At 55.4% G+C, this 19,403-nt stretch carries 15 protein-coding genes and 1 tRNA gene; 14 read left to right on the plus strand and 2 right to left on the minus strand.

The features are described 5' to 3' along the window. Positions 1 to 18 precede the first annotated feature (18 nt). Both fixJ and KFJ24_RS02835 read left to right on the plus strand, forming a co-directional pair. Positions 19 to 645 (plus strand): response regulator FixJ, encoded by a 627-nt coding sequence (gene fixJ / locus KFJ24_RS02830; RefSeq protein ID WP_250829580.1) that lies wholly within the window; start codon positions 19 to 21, stop codon positions 643 to 645. A gap of 45 nt (positions 646 to 690) precedes the next feature. After that, a complete protein-coding gene (locus KFJ24_RS02835) occupies positions 691 to 2,280 on the plus strand; it encodes an ATP-binding response regulator (protein ID WP_250829581.1) in 1,590 nt (529 codons plus the stop codon). A 21-nt stretch (positions 2,281 to 2,301) separates the two neighbouring features. On the opposite strand, the gene KFJ24_RS02840 is transcribed toward KFJ24_RS02835, so the two are convergent. Further along, entirely contained in the window at positions 2,302 to 3,180 is an 879-nt protein-coding gene (locus KFJ24_RS02840; RefSeq protein WP_250829582.1) for a MaoC family dehydratase, read from the minus strand. Positions 3,181 to 3,437: 257 nt separating this feature from the next. Between KFJ24_RS02840 and KFJ24_RS02845 the strand changes: the two genes are divergently transcribed. Both KFJ24_RS02845 and KFJ24_RS02850 read left to right on the plus strand, forming a co-directional pair. Then, positions 3,438 to 4,472: an AraC family transcriptional regulator gene (locus KFJ24_RS02845; RefSeq protein ID WP_250829583.1), complete on the plus strand. Its 1,035-nt coding sequence runs from the start codon at positions 3,438 to 3,440 to the stop codon at positions 4,470 to 4,472. Between the two features lie 135 nt (positions 4,473 to 4,607). Next, positions 4,608 to 4,684 (plus strand) — tRNA-Asp (locus KFJ24_RS02850). A gap of 179 nt (positions 4,685 to 4,863) precedes the next feature. On the opposite strand, the gene KFJ24_RS02855 is transcribed toward KFJ24_RS02850, so the two are convergent. Then, entirely contained in the window at positions 4,864 to 5,916 is a 1,053-nt protein-coding gene (locus KFJ24_RS02855; protein WP_250829584.1) for an AraC family transcriptional regulator, read from the minus strand. Positions 5,917 to 6,063: 147 nt separating this feature from the next. Between KFJ24_RS02855 and KFJ24_RS02860 the strand changes: the two genes are divergently transcribed. The 10 genes from KFJ24_RS02860 (at position 6,064) to KFJ24_RS02905 (ending at position 19,391) form a co-directional block, all read left to right on the plus strand. Further along, positions 6,064 to 8,133, plus strand: coding sequence for an FAD-dependent oxidoreductase (locus KFJ24_RS02860; RefSeq protein ID WP_250829585.1), 2,070 nt, complete (start codon positions 6,064 to 6,066; stop codon positions 8,131 to 8,133). 214 nt (positions 8,134 to 8,347) lie between these two features. Continuing rightward, a complete protein-coding gene (locus tag KFJ24_RS02865; protein ID WP_250829586.1) occupies positions 8,348 to 9,595 on the plus strand; it encodes a DNA repair protein in 1,248 nt (415 codons plus the stop codon). 113 nt (positions 9,596 to 9,708) lie between these two features. Further along, the gene (locus KFJ24_RS02870; protein ID WP_250829587.1) at positions 9,709 to 10,593 is read left to right on the plus strand and encodes an NAD(+) kinase; all 885 of its coding nucleotides are present in this window, start codon (positions 9,709 to 9,711) and stop codon (positions 10,591 to 10,593) included. A 2-nt stretch (positions 10,594 to 10,595) separates the two neighbouring features. Next, positions 10,596 to 11,609 (plus strand): metallophosphoesterase, encoded by a 1,014-nt coding sequence (locus KFJ24_RS02875; protein WP_250829588.1) that lies wholly within the window; start codon positions 10,596 to 10,598, stop codon positions 11,607 to 11,609. 39 nt (positions 11,610 to 11,648) lie between these two features. Then, entirely contained in the window at positions 11,649 to 12,503 is an 855-nt protein-coding gene (locus KFJ24_RS02880; protein ID WP_250829589.1) for a rhomboid family intramembrane serine protease, read from the plus strand. Between the two features lie 170 nt (positions 12,504 to 12,673). Further along, entirely contained in the window at positions 12,674 to 12,970 is a 297-nt protein-coding gene (locus KFJ24_RS02885) for a YeaC family protein (RefSeq protein ID WP_250829590.1), read from the plus strand. Beyond that, entirely contained in the window at positions 12,967 to 13,806 is an 840-nt protein-coding gene (locus KFJ24_RS02890) for a DUF2797 domain-containing protein (RefSeq protein ID WP_250829591.1), read from the plus strand. Before KFJ24_RS02885 ends, KFJ24_RS02890 begins: the two co-directional genes overlap by 4 nt. 82 nt (positions 13,807 to 13,888) lie before the next feature. Then, positions 13,889 to 16,531, plus strand: a complete 2,643-nt coding sequence (gene pepN / locus KFJ24_RS02895; RefSeq protein ID WP_250829592.1) for an aminopeptidase N — start codon at positions 13,889 to 13,891, stop codon at positions 16,529 to 16,531. A gap of 180 nt (positions 16,532 to 16,711) precedes the next feature. After that, on the plus strand, positions 16,712 to 18,100 hold the full coding sequence (locus KFJ24_RS02900; protein ID WP_250829593.1) for a DUF1329 domain-containing protein: 1,389 nt from the start codon (positions 16,712 to 16,714) through the stop codon (positions 18,098 to 18,100). Positions 18,101 to 18,245: 145 nt separating this feature from the next. Further along, complete coding sequence (locus KFJ24_RS02905) at positions 18,246 to 19,391, plus strand: WD40/YVTN/BNR-like repeat-containing protein (protein WP_250829594.1); 1,146 nt, start codon at positions 18,246 to 18,248, stop codon at positions 19,389 to 19,391. The last annotated feature ends 12 nt before the right edge of the window (positions 19,392 to 19,403 follow it).

Raw genomic sequence — 19,403 nt, forward strand, 5'->3', positions numbered from 1 at the left:
ACAGGAGAGAATACTTCCATGACTGATATCCAGCAGACTGTCTACGTAGTAGAGGACGACGAAGCGGTTCGTGATTCACTGGAGTTGTTGCTGAAATCTGACGGCAAGCCGGTGAAAACCTATGAGAGCGCGACAGCTTTCCTCAAGGATTACTCCGACAAGATGGCCGGATGCATCGTGCTGGATATCCGTATGCCAGGAATGGATGGTATGGAGCTTCAGAAGAAGCTGAACGAGCAGCACTCGATTCTCCCGATAATTTTTGTGACCGGGCATGGTGATGTGCCCATGGCGGTGGACGCCATGAAAGAGGGGGCGGTGGACTTTATCCAGAAACCCTATCGCGAGGAAGCTTTGCTGGAAAAAATTGAGGCGGCTCTAGAGCAGGATCTGGAACAGCGTAAATCCCTGGATGAGAAGCAGGAAATCATTCGCCGTATCAAGAGCCTTACGCCCCGAGAGCACGAGATCATGGATCGCATGATCGCCGGCCAGGCCAACAAGGTGATTGCCATTGAGCTCGAAATCAGTCAACGCACGGTGGAAATTCATCGCTCCAGGGTGATGCACAAGATGGGAACCCATTCCCTCGCTCACCTGGTTCGTATGGTCTTGTCCGTAAAGGACCTTATCGACGCGAAGTGATCCTGCCTGCATTATACGGTGACGTTTTCAACCGGCCCCGTTTATATGACTGAAGTTGTCAGTGAAAACTCGGAGGTGACGGTTCTGCTTGTGGATGACAATCCGCAGAACCTCAAAGTCCTCTATGAGACCCTTAAGGACAAAGGCTATCGCCTGCTGATTGCCAATGAGGGGGACAAGGCCCTGGATCTGGCGCACCGCCATCAGCCCGAAGTAATCCTGCTTGATATCATGATGCCGGATATGGATGGCTATGAGGTGTGCGAACGCCTCAAGGCCGACCCGGAAACGGCAGACTGCGCCGTGGTTTTCCTCTCTGCTCTGGATGATCTCCAGGCCAAGGTAAGAGGCTTTTCACTGGGTGGGGCGGATTACATTTCCAAGCCATTCCAGTCCCAGGAAGTTATTGCCCGCGTTAAGACCCATGCCCGCGTCATTCGCCTTGAGCGCGAACTGCAGGCGCGCAACCGCGAGCTGCAGGGTGATCAGACCCGGATTCTCAACTCCATCAGCGAGGGCATTTACGGTCTCGATGAGAATGGCGTGATCGAGTTTGCCAATCCCGCAGCGGCGGCGATTTTGGGGAGCCCGGTGGATGCGATTATAGGCTGTAATTTTTTCGAGATTCATTTTGCGGCGGTGGGCGAAGATACTGGCGGATTGCCCGTTCATGGTACGTGCCGCCAGGGCGTGGCCGAGAGCCAGCGTAATATCCGAATGTTACGCACGGATGGTAGCGGCTTCCCCGCAGAGTACCGTTCCACCCCGAAGCTTGATGACGATGAACTGCACGGAGCGGTTGTGGTTTTTCGTGACATCACGGCGGAGCTGGAAAGCGAGGCGGCTCTGGAAGAAGCCAGGGAGCTGGTTCAGGAGCAGCGTGATCAACTTGCTCATGCCTCACGCCTGACCACCATGGGTGAAATGGCTGCAGGATTTGCTCATGAGGTTAATCAGCCGCTGACTGCCATCACAAATTACGCCCGCGTCTCCAAGCGAATGATGGGCAAGGAAACACCGGATCTTGGCCTGATTGGGGAAACCCTGGACAAGATTGAAGCCCAGTCTCATCGTGCCAGTGAAATCATTCGTCGAATTCGCCGGTTTATGAAAAAGCCGGCAACCGGCAAGGAGATTATTTCCATGCCGGCGCTGCTTGAGGATACGAGGCAGTTTGCAGAAGTGGACATGCGTAACAACGAAGGTGGTATCGAGGTTGCGGTACCAGAGGGTTTGCCGGATGTCCTGGCCGACCCGATCCAGGTGCAGCAGGTTGCGCTGAACCTCATTCGTAATGCCCTTGAGGCAACGCGCAGCTCCGGATCAGCCACGCCGGTGGAGGTTAGTGCAAGTCTGGTTGGCTCGCATTGTGTGCGGGTGCAGGTAAGAGATTATGGTGTTGGCCTGTCCGCGGATGCTGAGGACAAACTGTTTCTGCCGTTTTATACCACCAAGGATGAGGGTATGGGCATCGGCCTGGCTACCTGCCGCTCGCTGATTCAGGCTCAGGGGGGAGATATCGGTTTCGAGCGTCCCCAGGATGGTGGTGCCTGTTTCTTCTTCACGCTGCCTGTTGCCGGTGCGGAAGGCGCTCCCTGTCGTCCGGATAATCCGCCTGATACCCGGGAAGACTGACACTCAGTCTTCCCGGAATCGCTACAGCCATTCAATGTGCCCGCTCAGGTGAGGCGCATTGCCCTCGTCGTTCAGTAGCTGATAATCACAGCCCGATTGACCCATTTGCCAGTTCAGCTGTGCATTTCCCGGCAGGAGCAGCGGCTTTTTGAACTGGCATGTCACCCTGAAACAAGGGGATTTCCAACCTTTCTGCTGTTCCAGCAGCGCCAGTGCATGGGCCTTGCTCCACATGCCGTGGGCTATGGCGCGGGGGAAACCGAATGCCCTTGCGCTGAGCGCATGCATGTGAATCGGATTGCTGTCGCCCGAGACACTGGCGTACTGACGGCCTATCGACTCCGGCACCGTGATGTTGAGTGTGTTGGGGTAGCGATCAAGCGTTGGTGGCGGGCTTTTCTCCCGGGGGCTGCTTTCCGTGTTGTCCGCCTGCCTGAACAGCGTGACGCTGGTCTCCTCCCAGATAAGTTTGCCGGCGGAATAGGCCTCGGTAATCAGGTCAAACTCTATTCCCCGTTTGCTGCGCTCCTGCTGCCCAAGCCGGACATGTATGTCCAGATTCTCACCGGTTCCGATTTCCCGGTATTGGGTAATGGTGTTGTGTAGATGCACAAGGCCGAGTAGCGGTAAAGGAAATGCCTTTTCAGTCAGCAGCTTCAGGTGTAGTGGAAAGGCCATAACATGTGGCCAGGTAACTGGAACCCGGGTGTGATGAGGGTAGCCACAGATGCTTTCGTAACGGGGTAGCGTGCCGTTGGCTGAGTTGACTCCCAGAAGGCTGGCAGACAGCTTCGGAATGGAAATGTCTCCGGAGGATTTGCCGGACTTTGGCAGCAATGCCTTTGCGTACAGCGGCAGTAAGGCCGGTGGAGCGTTGTGGTAGACAAGAGTTTCTGGCATCTCAGTGTTCTCCCTGGTTCACGGTTTTCCCTGTGTAAATGGTTGCATACTGGTGGCCTAAGTACTGGTTTTTTTACATTCTGGTACAACTGTGAGTCTGTGGCCTGATATGCTCTGGTTAAGACTATGGTCTAAGACGGGCAATGCTAGAGACTTTCAGTCTGGCAAACCCGGCCAGATCAGGCATTGACTTGGCATGCCCCGGCGAGTGTCCGGCGGGTCAAAGTGATATTAAGCAAATAAAAAAACGGAATCTTATGCAGGAACTTCGTGACGCGGGAGTGATGTTGCGCCTGATCTACGAGGCAATGAAAAAAAAAGGCATCGACACCGATACCATTTTCAGCCGTCTGGGCGTTGACGAGAGTTACGTTTATACCGAGCAGTTGCGTACGCCTCACAGTGCCCAGCTGTACTTCTGGCAGGTGGTTGAAGACGTCTCGGGAGATCCAGACATAGGCCTCCACCTTGGTCAGCTGCTCCCGGTCTACAAGGGGCAAGTGCTCGAATACCTGTTTCTCAGTAGTCCGACATTTGGTGAGGGCCTGCATCGCGCCCAGAACTATCAGCGCCTGTTGAGCGACGCTGCCAATACCGATTTCTTCACTGAGGGTGACGACGCCTGCATGGTGTTGGATGCAGCTTCCGAAGAGGTGAGGCGTTTGAAGCACTTTAATGAGTGTTTCGTGCTGGGCCTGATTACATTTTTCCGTTCTATTACGGATGACAGCTTTCACCCGTCTCGCATTGAGTTTGAGCATTCCCGGGATCAGCAGGGCCAGGAGCATGTTTCTGAAGTGCTCGGCTGCGACGTCATCTTCGGAGCGGAAGAGAATCGGCTATTTTTCCCGGCAAAACTGCTGGCCCATGCATCGCCCCACGCGGAGCCCGAGTTGCTGGACCTGCACGAGCGATTTGCCAGCGAGCAGGTGGCGCGCCTTGAGAAGAAAGATATCGTCGGCCAGGTGGAGCGTATTGTGGCTGAACTTCTGGATGGCGGTGAGGTTACCCTGGATGCCGTAGCCGAGCGCCTTGATATTAAACCCCGAACGTTGCGCACGCGGCTGACCGAAGCTGAAACCAGCTTTAATCAGGTACTGGCCGATTTCCGTTACCGTCTTGCCCGGCAGTTGCTGGCCACCACGGATGAGTCGATCGACGAGATCGTTTACCTGACCGGATTCTCGGAGCCGAGTACCTTCTACCGTGCCTTCAAGCGCTGGTCCAGCATGACACCGATTGAGTATCGCAAGACTGCGCAGGGCAAGGATGTCATGGTTGATGCCATGTGAAATGCTTCTTTCGGATTTTTTTCCGAAAAAACGTTGACATAACAGGGTGCCTCTTTATAATGCGCCCTCGTTGTCACAGAGCAGTCAGACCCCTGACTGTGCCGCCTGAATCAGGCAAGATGTGACAGCCAACGCGGAGCGGTAGTTCAGCTGGTTAGAATACCGGCCTGTCACGCCGGGGGTCGCGGGTTCGAGTCCCGTCCGCTCCGCCATTTTCTCTCCTCGCTTTTGTTTCCCCAGATTTCTGTCATCGCACTGTCACAGTCTATTTGTAGGGTATTCCTGAATTCACTGAACAGGAAATGTCCATGCTTGACTACGAAGAAGAGCTCATTGAAAACCAATTCGAAGAATTCGATGACGACGAAGGCTTCGATGACGCAATTGAGATCTAGCGTTCTGCCTTTAACCGCTTTCTGTGTTCTCCGGGGCTGATATCAAACCAGCGCCGATAAGCCTTGTGAAACGCCGCCGGATTGGCGAAACCCAGTAGCCAGGCGATTTCCGCAAGTGATGTGTCGGTTTCCCGAATGTAGTCCCTTGCCAGTTGTCTTCGTGTCTCGTCCACGAGTTCGCGATACCCTGTGCCTTCTGCCGTTAATTGCCTCTGTAGCGTCCATGGAGCTACGCCCAGTTTGCTGGCAATGGTTTCCAGGCTCGGGCTTTCACCTCTGAACAGGGGGGTCAGCAGATGTTTTACCCGGTCCCCGGTGGTCCAGCCCCTTTGAATCTGCTGCAATTCGCGGTCGCATAACGCCACCAGTTTTTCATGCATGGCGGGGTGGGCCCCAAGCGTTGGCTGTGTCCATGTGTCCGACTTGAGGGTGATACTGTTTTTGTCGGCGCCAAAGTGAACAGGGCAGCGAAACCAGCTCTCGAACAGGTCGTCCTGCCCGATGGATGGGTATTCGATCGTGACCCGCTCAAGTACCTCGTACCGGCCCGTAATATTACGGACAAACTGAGTCCAGGCGGCCAGAACCGAATCCACGACGAAAAAGTTGAAAGCGTTGTAGGGCCGAATGGAATAGAACCGGGCCTGACGATCTGATGGCTGTGTACTTGGTGTTCCCCGGCTGTTTTGACTGGTGAGAAGGGAATAACGGATCAGGGTAGTCAGAGCCTCCCCCGCAGTGGCCGCAGATTGGCCAGCCAGGCCAGCGATGCCGGCATCGACTGGGCGGGTGAGGGCTCCCATGCGCAGACCCAGGGCGCGGTTTCCCGTTTGGCCGATGACGGCATGTCCCAAGCGCATAAAGCGGGGAATGCTGATCTGTGCGGCGTGTGAATTCAGGGTCTCCTCGCCCAGCCGGAACTTTGAGGTCAGCTGGTTGGTATCGGCACCTTCTGCAGCCGCGGCACGCAGCAATACAGACGCATAAAGAACACTGATGTTTCCCAGGGCGTTGCGTGGATACTGAGTAGCTGCCGGTTTTCTGATCATTAGAAGCCTTTGTCGGACATGTTATCTAGGGATAATACAATGTTATTCAGGGATATTGTTGATGGCAAGCCAGCGGGGTAGTTTAGCGTCATACAACGAGTCTGGCCCCTTTAAGGCCGGTAGAAATTGAGAATGAGGAGACCAATCATGACTGCATCCGCCACCCCTGGCGTCGCCAAATACCCGAACCTTCTGGAGCCTCTGGACCTTGGTTTTACCAAGCTGCGCAACCGGTCCCTCATGGGGTCCATGCACACTGGCCTGGAAGAAGCCAAGAACGGTTTCGAGCGCCTGGCAACTTTCTATGCTGAGCGTGCGCGTGGTGGTGCCGGTCTGATCGTTACCGGTGGGATTGCGCCGAACGTGGAAGGTGGTGTGTTTCAGCACGCGGCCAAGATGACCAACGAGGACGAGGTTGAGAAGCACAAGGTCATTACCCGTGCCGTTCATGAGGCCGATGGCAAGATCTGTATGCAGATCCTGCACGCCGGTCGCTATGCCTATTCCCCGGAACTGGTGGCGCCGTCTGCCATCCAGGCTCCAATCAACCCGTTCAAGCCAAAAGAACTGGATGAAGCCGGTATTGAAAAGCAGATCCAGGACTATGCCGACTGTGCGGTATTGGCTCAGAGCGCCGGTTATGATGGCGTGGAAATCATGGGCTCGGAAGGTTATTTCATCAACCAGTTCATCGTGTCCCATACTAACCACCGGACAGACGGTTGGGGCGGAAGCTACGAGAACCGTATCCGACTGCCGATCGAAATTGTGCGTCGTGTCCGCGAGCGGGTCGGTGAGAACTTTATTCTTGTCTATCGACTGTCAATGCTGGACCTGATTGAAGACGGCAGTACCTGGGAGGAAGTGGTCCATCTGGCGAAGGAGATCGAGAAAGCCGGTGCGACCATTATCAATACGGGTATTGGCTGGCACGAAGCGCGCGTGCCAACCATTGCGACATCCGTTCCCCGCGGTGCCTTCACCAAGGTGACGGCTCGCCTTAAGGGGGAAGTGAGTATCCCTCTGGTTACCACTAACCGAATTAATATGCCCGATGTGGCCGAGAAGATTCTGGCCGAGGGCGATGCCGATATGGTGTCCATGGCGCGTCCGTTCCTGGCAGATGCAGACCTGGTGCTGAAGGCGGCGGAAGACCGCTCGGATGAGATCAATACCTGTATTGGCTGCAACCAGGCCTGCCTGGATCACACCTTCAGTGGAAAACTGACCTCCTGTCTGGTCAACCCCAGGGCTTGTCATGAAACTGAGCTGGCGTATGTGAAGACAGCAGCGCCCCGCGCCATTGCGGTTGTCGGTGCCGGGCCCGCCGGCCTGGCCTTTGCCTCTGTAGCCGCGGAGCGCGGGCACAAGGTTACCCTGTTTGACGCGGGAAGCGAGATTGGTGGCCAGTTCAATGTAGCCAAACGCATTCCCGGCAAGGAAGAGTTTTACGAAACCCTGCGTTACTTCCGTGTGATGCTGGACAAACACGGTGTGGATGTTCGCCTGAATACCCGGGTGAATGTGGAGGATCTCAAGGCTGGCGGATTTGATGATGTGGTTCTGGCCACGGGTGTTGAACCCCGCATGCCGGATATTGAAGGCATTGATCACCCGAAAGTTATTGGTTACCTGGATGCCTTGCTTGAGCGCAAACCTGTTGGTCAGAAAGTGGCCGTAATTGGTGCCGGCGGTATTGGTTTCGACGTGTCTGAGTTTATTGTTCACAAGGGCGCGTCCGCGGCACTCGACACCGGGCACTTCATGCGTGAATGGGGCGTCGATCTGAGCGTTGAGCATCGGGGTGGTATTCAGGGTGTTGCACCGGAGGTGCCGGAGCCTGCCCGTGAGGTTTACCTGTTGCAGCGCAAGGCCTCCAAGGTTGGCAAAAATCTCGGCAAGACCACTGGCTGGATTCACCGGACATCCCTCAAAAACCGTCAGGTGCAGATGGTGCCCGGTGTAAGTTACCGCAAGATTGACGACGAGGGCCTGCACATTACGGTCACACCGAAGGGTGCAGAGTATGGAGAAGATCGTGTTCTTCCAGTGGATACCATCATTATCTGTGCTGGCCAGGAGCCGCTGCGTGAGCTTCAGGGTGGGCTGGAAACAGCCGGTGTACCGGTGCACCTGATTGGCGGAGCGGATGTAGCCTCAGAGCTGGATGCAAAGCGCGCCATCGATCAGGGTAGCCGGCTTGCTGCAGAACTCTGATCGCAAACCCTGTCACAAGGCTGATCACAAAACGTTGCAGTTTTTACCTGTGCACCTGAGATTGTCTGGCTAGACTATTGTCCTTGAGTCTGTCAGTTTGCAGCACTTCCCCGCCAAGCCGGCGGGGAAGTGCTGCTGGCGCTGGAATCCGATGGAACATCCTGAATGTGTCCTTCGTGCGGGTGTCGAATCGTTGAATCTTGGGGAGTCACAAATGGTATCTGCCGACCAGGCGACCGATGGTTATGCGGCGGTGTTTTTCGTGGATGGAGGCCAGGTGGCGCGTCAGATGCGTGCCAGTGAATTTGGCGCGTTTCTGGATGGATATGTGGGTTTGTCGGACCTGGCCGAAACCGATGTCAAAGCCGTGCAGGTCGAGTTGAGTAATGATCTTCTTGTGCGCTCCCTGGTGTTTTTCCGAATCTGGTTTGATGAAGAGGGCCGTGCGGATTCCCACTGGAACATCCCCATAGAGGAACTGGCAAAACAGGGTTCCAAAGGACCGGATATGGGCGGCGGTCCCATTCGGCTCGTGTGTCGAAGCCAGTGTCCAGAGCCCCGGTTTGCTAAAGACTTATGGGATCCGGACATGACGCCGGGCAATAACCACTTCCAGGCCATTCGAAAAGCAGTCGAGGCCAACAGTCTCAAGTTCCGCAAAATCGAGCCGGCCCAGGAAGAAGAAATTCCGGTACTGAGCGCTGACTCGGGCGGCGCGCCGGAACAGGAAGACGCATCCAATTCTGCCGACCGTTCCCGTCTTGCCCAACTGATTCGCGAGCAGCGACTTCGCATCAAAACCCTGCAGAGCGTGCATCGGGATTCTCTCTCGGATATCCAGCGTGAACATCGCCTGGAAATGCAGGGTTTACGCAGTGAGCTGTCTGATATCGAGCAGAAGTATGAGCGTCAGAGGCTGAGCAACGAACAGCTGAAAAAACGCCTGTCTGAGCGAAACGAGCAATACCTCACCATGCAGGAGCAAATAACCTCCCGTGGCGAAGAAAAGAAGCGTGACGATGCCAATGCTGATGCTGAACTGGTTCTCCTGCGTGAGCAGCTGGAGCGGAAAGAGCGAGAGCTGGAACTCCGTGACGACAAAATTGCTGTCCTCGAGCAGGAAACCCAGGAACTGCGGGACCGGGAGCCCCCGGAGAACTCCATCATGGAGCATCTCAAGAATCAGTCGGTCTTTCTTGTTGCCTATCACCCGGGTGTCGGGCACATCACCTTGCCCTACGCCGATATCGAAACCTACTTCAATGGCCCTGTTTCATATGCGGCGGAACGCTGTGGCCTGAATGAGCCGGCATACCGGGAATGGCTTGAGCATTATGAGGACCCGGTGTGTAAACATACAGGGAAAGGTCGAAAAACCTGTGGTGAGCCTATTATGCGGGTGAGCCAGCCTGCTGAATTCCGCCCAGGGGTTGATGATCGGTGCGAAAAGCATCAGGGCTGAATGTCTGATCTTTTTTCAGTATCCGGGTGACTTTCGTTAAACTGTACGCCAGATTGTCACGGGGGTAACGGATCTGTCCGGCCCTATCGCATTCCGACACCACAGGAAGCCTCATGGATCAGTTCAGGAATATCGGCGTCATTGGCCGGATGGGCAGTGTGAAAGTGGTTGAATCACTGCGTCAGCTAAAGCAATACCTGATAGCCAACAATTACCACGTTATTCTCGAGGAAGATACGGCAGGCATGTTACCCGGGCATGGCCTGCAGGTTGCCAGCAAAAAGTTGCTTGGCGAGATCTGCGATCTGGTCATCGTCGTCGGTGGTGACGGCAGCCTCCTTGGTGCAGCGCGGGAGCTGGCCAAATCAAAAATTCCACTGCTTGGCGTCAACCGTGGCCGGCTTGGTTTTTTGACCGATATTTCCCCCTCTGATCTGGAAGAGCGGCTTGGTAAGGTTCTTGGTGGCGAGTACATCGAGGAGACCCGTTTTCTGCTGGACGGCAATGTCGAGCGCAATGGCCAGCCCCTGGGTTTTGGTACGGCACTGAATGACGTGGTGCTGCATCCCGGGAAATCTACCCGAATGATCGGTTTTGACCTGTTTATAGACGGGCATTTTGTTTACAGTCAGCGCTCGGACGGCCTGATCGTTGCAACGCCGACAGGCTCTACGGCTTATTCCCTTTCTGCGGGCGGCCCGATCATGCATCCGAAGCTGGATGCCGTTGTTCTGGTGCCGATGTTCCCCCATACCCTGAGTAGTCGCCCAATCGTTGTTGATGGCAAAAGTGAGATCAAGCTGGTGATTGGTGAAACCAACGAAACCTATCCGCAGATTTCTTTTGATGGCCAGATGAACATTGCCTGCGCGCCGGGCGATATCATTCGTATTACCAAGAAGCCGTTCAAGATCCGCCTGATCCATCCTACGGATCACAATTTTTACGCCACCTGCCGTGACAAGCTTGGCTGGGCAAGTGAAATATCAGCGAGTTGATCATGGCAGGTAACAGAAAATCCGCTAGCCGCGGGTATGACATCATCGGCGATATTCATGGCTGCGCCCATACCCTGTCCCGACTGTTGGATCAGATGGGCTATCGCAAGGTGAATGGCGTCTATCAGCACCCTCGCCGCCAGGCTATTTTCATTGGTGACATCATTGACCGGGGTCCACGGATTCGCGAATCCCTGCACCTTGTCCGGGATATGGTCGAACACGGCGCTGCCCGCATTGTTATGGGCAACCATGAATACAATGCGCTCGGCTACTGTACTCGTGCGCGTCCGGGCAGCGGTAAGACATGGTTGCGTGAGCACAACGCAAGGCACGATCGACTGATTCGGGAAACCCTTGACCAGTTCGATGCCTATCCTCACGAGTGGAATGAGTTTCTGGAGTGGTTTTACACCATTCCGTTGTTTATTGAGGATGACGGATTTCGGGTTGTGCATGCCTGCTGGGACGGCGATCTGATCGAGAAATTCAAGCAGGTACAGGGTGGTGCCTGTATCGATGACGATTTTCTGCACGCATCTGCGGCTATCGAGTCGTTTGCAGGGCAGGTTATGGATACCCTGTTGCGGGGGACAGATTTACGGCTGCCGGAAGGAATGTCGATCACCGGTCGGGACGGATATGTCAGGGAGTTCTTCCGAACCAAGTTCTGGGCCGATGATCCACACACCTGTGCAGACGTAGTCTTTCAGCCAGACCCGCTGCCACCAGAGGTTGCCTCCAAGGTATTGACGGACGCAGAGCGGGAGCAGCTGATCAGTTATCCACTGGATGCGCCGCCGGTGTTTGTTGGTCATTACTGGATGGAGCGTGAACCGGCCCCGCTCAAACCGAATGTTGCCTGTATCGATTACAGCGCCGTGAAATACGGACGTTTGGTGGCGTATCGAATGGACGGTGAAAAGGTGCTTTCTCCGGACAAGTTTGTCTGGGTAGAAGTGGATCGTCCGGAGCAGGCGGGTTATCTCGGCATGGAAGACAGTGTTGCTCGTTAAGTTGGCTGAAACTGAACATCCTGATAGGCGAGGTTGTTTGTGTACCGCGTGAAGCAATTCGATACTACGGTGGATCTTGCGGGATTCAGCCGTTGGCTGAGAGGTCAGGGTGTGCCGCACCGAATAACGGAAGAAGGAGGGCACCAGGTTCTTTGGCTGGAAGATCCGGAACATGCCGAACCGGTTCTGGCGGCCCTCGACCGATTTCTTGCCGAGCCTGAGCTGAGAGAGGCTGTGGAGCACCAGAATCAGTCAGCAGTATTTGTTCGGGGGCGGTGGCAGCCATCGCCGCGACATGCGCCACTGGTGCTGGGTATTATCATATTTGCGGTGGTGATGGTCTGGGTGACCTCTATGGGCAGGAACGAAGTCGCTGCCGCATTGATGGTGATTGATCCGCGGAGTTACGACTGGACGACAATGGCAGGCCGGGTAGACGGCCTTGCCAGTACGATGGCCAGTGGCCAGATCTGGCGCCTGTTTACTCCGGACTTCCTGCATTTCAGCTGGTCACACATCATCTTTAACTCGGTGATGTTGTGGTTCCTTGGTAGTCAGGTTGAGTGGTTTGACGGGCGTGGACGCCTGGTTACCCTTTTCCTGGTCACCAGTATTCTGTCGAACGGACTCCAGTACATGGTGTCTGGCCCCTTGTTTGGTGGCCTGTCTGGCGTAGTCTACGGGGTTCTTGGCTATTGCTGGCTGAGTCAGCGCAGGAGGCCGAGATTCCAGTTTCCGCCGGCGCTCGTGACGTTCGCGGTGATATGGATGGTGGTCGGGTTCACCGCCTTGCCTGAGTTGATCGGGCTGGGGCGAATGGCGAATGAGGCTCACCTCGGCGGATTTGTTGCGGGGTTGGGCCTCGCAGCGATATTGCCCGTAAGAAAAAAGTGATGCGGTAAAAAAGGCCCCGCCGGAGGCGGGGCGTGAAAAGAGCTCATAGCTCCTGATGAGAGAGACCAAATGCAACGACCTTCGTCATTTGGTGCGCTAATGATAATCATTATTGTTTGAATCTGTCAAACGATTACCTGAATTTTTAAATCGCTTTGCGGGAGAGCGGAATGACTTACGATGAATTGATTGAGCGGCTGGACCCGACTGTGTATCGAAGTCTGCGTCAGTCTATTGAGCTGGGCAAATGGCCGGATGGCCGAAAACTCACGCCAGAGCAGCGCGAGATCAGCCTTCAGGCGGTGATCTATTACGAAAATCTGCACAATATCCCCGAAGAAGAGCGTACGGGGTATATCGACCGCGGCAGCAAGGCTGGCACCGCCTGTGATCCTTCGGTACAACGTGCAGGCGCCAGCAGCACTAACGGCGCTGATCCAGACCAGTTTGTAGAGGTCAAATCTTGAGCGATCCGATAGATGTAACGGGTCGGCTCCGGAAGATGCCTGCTGAAGCCGGACGTCCGGTGGAATATACCATTGCGATCGGCGACAGCCGCATTCCGTTGAACGACGTGCTTGGCAAGCAGGTGCGTATCAACTTCGATGGCGTTATTCGCTGTATTCACTGTGACCGTACCACCAAAAAAAGCTTCAACCAGGGCTATTGCTACCCGTGTTTCCGAAAGCTGGCGGCATGTGATAGCTGCATCATGAGCCCCGAGAAATGTCACTATCATCTCGGGACGTGTCGGGAACCCGAGTGGGGTGAGACCCATTGCATGGTGGAGCATGTAGTTTATCTGGCCAACTCTTCCGGTTTGAAGGTAGGCATTACCCGTGGAACACAGATTCCGACTCGCTGGATTGACCAGGGAGCGGTTGATGCCATCCCGATGCTTAGGGTCGCAACCCGCTACCTGTCAGGACTCGTGGAAGTTGCCTGCAAAAGCCATGTGGCAGACCGGACCAATTGGCGCGCCATGCTGAAGGGGGATGTACCGGAGCTGGACCTGGTGAAAGAGCGGGCACGAATGCTGGAATTGATTGCCGATGATCTGACGGCCTTGCGGGAAACCCATGGGCAGGATTCCATTCGCGAAGTCGGCGAAGAGGGGGTGGGCCTCAGTTATCCGGTCCAGGTCTGGCCGGAAAAAATCAAAACCCATAATCTGGACAAAAACCCGGAAGTCGAGGGTGTGCTTGAGGGCATCAAGGGCCAGTACCTGATTCTCGACACCGGCGTTATTAACATCCGAAAGTTTACCGGATATGAAGTACGGTTTCGGGTAGCGGGCGACTGATTCGCTCTACACCCGGCCGACCTGACAACGCCCGCATGCCCGACTGCCGGCATGCGAAGCCAGAAATACCTGGAGATAAGCAATGCGTACCAACCAGCCACAGACCATCTACCTGAGCGAATACCGTGTACCTGCATACCTGGTTGATACTGTCGACCTTCGGTTTGAACTGTTTGAGGAAGGGACCCGGGTTCACAGCACTCTGGCAGTGCGCCGCAATCCGGAATCTGATGCCGGTGCAGTACCACTTGAACTTGACGGTGACAGCCTCGTCCTTGAGTCCGTAGCCCTGAATGGAACACCCCTGGGTGAGGGCGATTTCGAAGACCGCGGTGACAAACTGATTGTTGCCTCTGTACCCGAACAATTTGAACTGCAGGTAGTAACCTGGATTGAACCCCAGAACAATACCCGGCTGGAAGGCCTCTACAAGTCGTCCGGCATGTTCTGCACACAGTGTGAAGCGGAAGGTTTCCGCTGTATTACCTATTTTCCCGATCGCCCGGATGTAATGTCCCGCTTCCGGACCCGTATCGAGGCGGATAAAGGCGCCTATCCCGTGCTGCTGTCCAACGGTAATGATATCGAGCGGGGTGACCTGGGCGACGGCCGTCATTATGTGACCTGGGAAGATCCGTTTCCCAAGCCGTGCTATCTGTTCGCTTTGGTCGCGGGTGACCTTGTGGAGAAGCGAGACACATTCAGGACCTGCTCCGGTCGCGATATCGATCTGAGAATGTACGTTGAGCCCCGTAACGCTGAAAAATGCGATCACGCGCTGGATTCACTCAAGCGCTCCATGCGTTGGGATGAGGAGGTCTACGGGCGTGAGTATGATCTCGATATCTTCATGATTGTTGCGGTCGATGACTTCAATATGGGCGCTATGGAAAACAAGGGGCTGAACATCTTTAACTCGTCCTGCGTGCTGGCGAGCCAGGACTCTGCCACTGACATGGCGTTCCAGCGCATTGAGGCCATTGTGGCGCACGAGTATTTCCATAACTGGTCCGGGAACCGGGTGACCTGTCGTGACTGGTTCCAGCTTAGCCTCAAGGAAGGCTTCACCGTGTTGCGGGACTCCCAGTTTTCTTCAGACATGGGCTCCCCGACAGTCAGGCGTATTGAAGATGTCACTCTGCTGCGCACGGCCCAGTTTGCCGAGGATGGTGGTCCGATGGCGCATCCAATCCGGCCGGCTTCCTATATGGAAATTTCCAACTTCTACACCCTGACTATTTATGAAAAGGGTGCTGAAGTGGTTCGCATGATTCGCACCCTGCTGGGGCCGGACATGTTCCGAAAGGGCAGTGATCTGTATTTCGAGCGCCATGACGGTCAGGCGGTCACCACCGACGATTTTGTGAAGGCAATGGAAGACGCTTCCGGCCGCGATCTGTCTCAGTTCCGTCTTTGGTACGAGCAGGCCGGCACGCCGGTACTGAACGTTTCCGACGAGTATGACTCCGCACAGGACGTATATCGGCTGACGGTTGAGCAGAGCATTCCCGACACTCCGGGGCAGACGGCCAAGAAGCCGCAGCATATTCCTTTTGCCGTCGGGCTTTTGGGCGCTCGGGGAGAGTCTCTGCCTCTGCGACTGGAGCCAGAGTCTCAGAATGCGCCCACCGACCGGGTTCTTGAGCTGACTGATAGCAGTCATACCTTCGAATTTCACGGTATCAATGAGCGCCCTGTGCCATCCTTGCTGAGGGACTTTTCAGCGCCGGTTCGGGTCCGTTACCCCTGGACCCGGGAACAGATGCTGTTCCTGATGAGCCATGATCCTGATGGGTTCAATCGCTGGGATGCAGGCCAGCGCCTGGCCGTGGACGTGATTCAGTCATTGGTTGGGGCCTCGAAAGATGCGCCAGTCGATTCACGGCTGGTGACGGCTTATCGGCACCTCATCTCAGATTCGTCCCTGGATCAGGCGCTGGTGGCCAAAATGCTGCAGCTGCCTTCTGAGGCCTACCTGATTGAGCTGTCGGAGAATGCCGATGTTCCGGCCATTCACCAGGCCCGTGAACGTGTGCTGAAGCACCTAGCCATTTCCCTGCGTAATGAGCTGGTTGCCTGCTACCGCCGGAATATCGAGGACGGCGCTTACGAGGTGACTCCGGAGCAGATTGCGCGCAGGAGCTTGCGCAACACGGCACTGGCGTGGCTGTTGCAGATCAACGACGAAGAAGGTCGGGAACTGGCGCTTCGTCAGTTCCGTGATTCAGATAACATGACTGACCGCGCTGGCGCTCTGAGGGCTCTGGTGAACTCGGATTACGAGGCAGATCGGGGCCATGTGCTGGCTGATTTCTACAGCAGGTTCCGGGATGACCCTCAAGTGGTGGAACAATGGTTCTCGGTTCAGGCTGCCAGTGACCGTGCAGGTCAATTGCCGCAGATTCATGCGCTGCTTGAGCATGAAGCGTTCGACTGGAAGAACCCGAATAAGGTTCGCTCTGTTGTCGGAGCTTTTGCCGGCCAGAACCTGGCCGCCTTCCATAATCCGGATGGCTCGGGTTATGACTTTCTCGCCGAGCAGGTCTGTTTGCTTGATGACAGGAATCCCCAGATTGCGGCACGTCTGGTGACACCACTTACTCGCTGGAGAAAGTTTGCTCCGGCCTACAGTGACCAGATGAAAGCCGCGCTTGAGCGTATTCGGGACAAGCGGGACCTCTCTCGGGATGTGTATGAGGTGGTGCACAAAAGCCTCGCAGGTTAATCGCTGCCTGTGGGCTATCCGGCTGTGAGTGCAAACCCGTCGCCACAGCCGGATACAAAATCGCACTTTCGGTCGATAGACAATATTGTCCGATCGGGTAATCTGTTTTAACGTCTGTTTCCCATCAGACGACAATAAAAAGCCCCTCTAGAGGCTTCCAGACGGATTTAAGGTTACACAATGAGATATAACAAAAACGCGATTCTCGGCGGCCTTCTGGCCTTTTCTGTCGTTGCTGCACCCGCGTATGCAGCGGTATCTGCCAGTGAAGCTGCACGTCTCGGTAAGGATTTGACACCTTTTGGTTCGCCCAGGGCGGGTAACGATGCGGGTACTATTCCTGCATGGGATGGCGGGCTGACCGAGCCGCCTGCGAATTATGAGGGCAGTGGTCAGCATCACCCGAATCCGTTTCCGGATGACGAAGTGCTGTTTACCATTAACGCATCCAACATGGACCAGTTCAGCGATCATCTTGCGGACGGGGTAAAGGCCATGCTGGAGACCTACCCCACAACCTTCAGAGTCCCGGTCTACAGAACCCGCAGAACCCACGCTGTGCCAGACTGGGTGTCTGAAAATACCAAAGACAACGCTACCAATGCCGCGATAGTCGGTGAGAGTGCGGGGATCAAGGGCGCCTTTGGCGGTTACCCTTTCCCGATCCTTTCGGGTAATGCCGAGCAGAAAGCATGGCAGACCATCTGGAACCACCTGACTCGTTGGAGGGGGGTGTCTCTGACCCGCCGGGCAAGTGAGGTTGCGGTCCAGACCAATGGTGACTACTCCCTGGTGACTTCCCAGCAGGAAGCCTTTTTCAATTTCTATGATCCGGAAGGCAGTGTAGATACTCTGGATAACGTTATCTTTTACTACCTGTCGTTCACCCAGTCACCGCCCCGACTAGCTGGTGGCGCCGTTCTAATCCATGAAACCCTGAATCAGATTATTAACCCGCGCAATGGGTGGGGTTACAATGCTGGTCAGCGCAGGGTTCGCCGCGCACCGAACCTGGGTTATGATTCTCCGATTGCAGCAGCGGATAACCTGCGCACGGCCGATGATACGGACATCTTTAACGGTGCCATGGATCGTTATAACTGGACGTATGAAGGCAAGCGTGAAATATATATTCCGTACAACAACTACGAAATAGGCCAGAAGGGTCTGTCATATTCCGAGATTCTCGGCATGTCACACCTGAACCCTGACCTCATGCGTTGGGAGCTGCATCGCGTTCACGTGGTGACCGCAACTCTGAAAGAGGGAGAGCGTCATATCTACGCCAAGCGTCGTTTCTACGTTGATGAGGATAGCTGGAATACGGCGCTTCTCGATCAGTACGACGGGCGCGGTGATCTTTGGCGCGTGAGCATGGGCGTCCTGAAAAACTACTACGAGTTGCCGGGCGTCTGGACCGTTCTGGAGGCGTTCCATGATCTTCAGGCTCGTCGCTACCACGTTCAGGGTCTGGATACAGAAGAGCCGAATACACGGGTGTTCACCAACGACGTTCCGAATAAGCGGTATTTTTCACCGGCCTCCCTGCGTCGCCGGAGTGTCCGTTAAGGCGCGTTGATCAACGGGATGTTCCCGCGCCCGATGGAGTTGGCAATAGACATACCGGCATCCGAGAGGTTGCCGGTATCTTTACAGTTAGAGCCGGGCTGACCGGTCAGAGACACACAGTAAAAACAACCTATAGGCAATCCGAATGGCTACAAGCTTGATGTGCAAAACCCTTGGTGCAGCGTGCCTGGGGCTTTCCATGGCCTGTGCGTCCCCTGTTGCATTTGCGATCAAGGACGTTATCGAAACACCTGCGCGCGCCACGCAGCTGGCCCCGGAAAATCTCCTGAACGATGTTGCTCGTGCCGGCGATCGAATTGTGGCGGTGGGCGAGCGCGGACACATCATTTACTCCGATGACGAGGGGCAAAGCTGGACTCAGGCAGATGTTCCGGTCTCTGTAACCCTGACCGGTCTGGACTTCGGTAGCGAGAGCGAAGGCTGGGCGACAGGTCACAGCGGGGTAGTGCTTCATTCGGGCGATGCTGGCGCGACGTGGCAGCTGCAGTTGACGGGTATTCGGGCTGCTGAACTGGCCATCGAAAGCCAGGAAGAGGCCATTGCCAAAATGGAGACCCGTGTTGAAGAGGCGCCGGAAGAGGAAAAGGCTGACCTTGAATGGGCGCTTGATGACCTCTATTTCGCGCTCGAAAACATGCAGTCAGACCTTGATATTGGACCGGTGAACCCATTTCTGGATGTCTGGTTCGCGGACGATCAACGTGGTTTTGTGCTCGGGGCTTACGGGATGCTTTTCCACACCGCAGACGGTGGTGAAACCTGGCAGGACTGGTCTCCAAAGCTGGATAATTCCCAGAACTTTCACCTGAACGCCATGACTCGAATCGGTGGCGGCGCCCTGGTGATTGTAGGCGAAGCCGGCCAGATTCACGTGTCGGTTGACGGAGGAGAGAGTTGGGAACGGCGGGAAAGCCCTTATCCGGGCTCCTTATTTGGCGTTACCGGCACTGGAGGGGTCAATGAAATTCTTGCCTTCGGCCTTCGTGGAACGCTGATGTTCTCGACCGACCTTGGCAGCTCCTGGAAGATGGTGAACACCGGATCAACTGCGACCCTGAATGATGGTGTGACGGAGGACTCCCGGATTGTGCTGGTTGGCAACGGTGGTGCTGTGCTCACCAGTGGTGATAGCGGTGATACCTTCCGGGAGTATCTTCGGAATGACCGCCAGGGCGTCATGAGTGTGGTGCCTGTTTCCGGCACAAACCTGCTGCTGGTTGGCGAGGGCGGTGCAGAATTGACTGCCGCCCAAGGCAAGAACCTCCAATAACGCCCTGATGTG

This window comes from Marinobacter sediminum (genome assembly GCF_023657445.1).
Taxonomy (GTDB): Bacteria; Pseudomonadota; Gammaproteobacteria; order Pseudomonadales; family Oleiphilaceae; genus Marinobacter; species Marinobacter sediminum_A.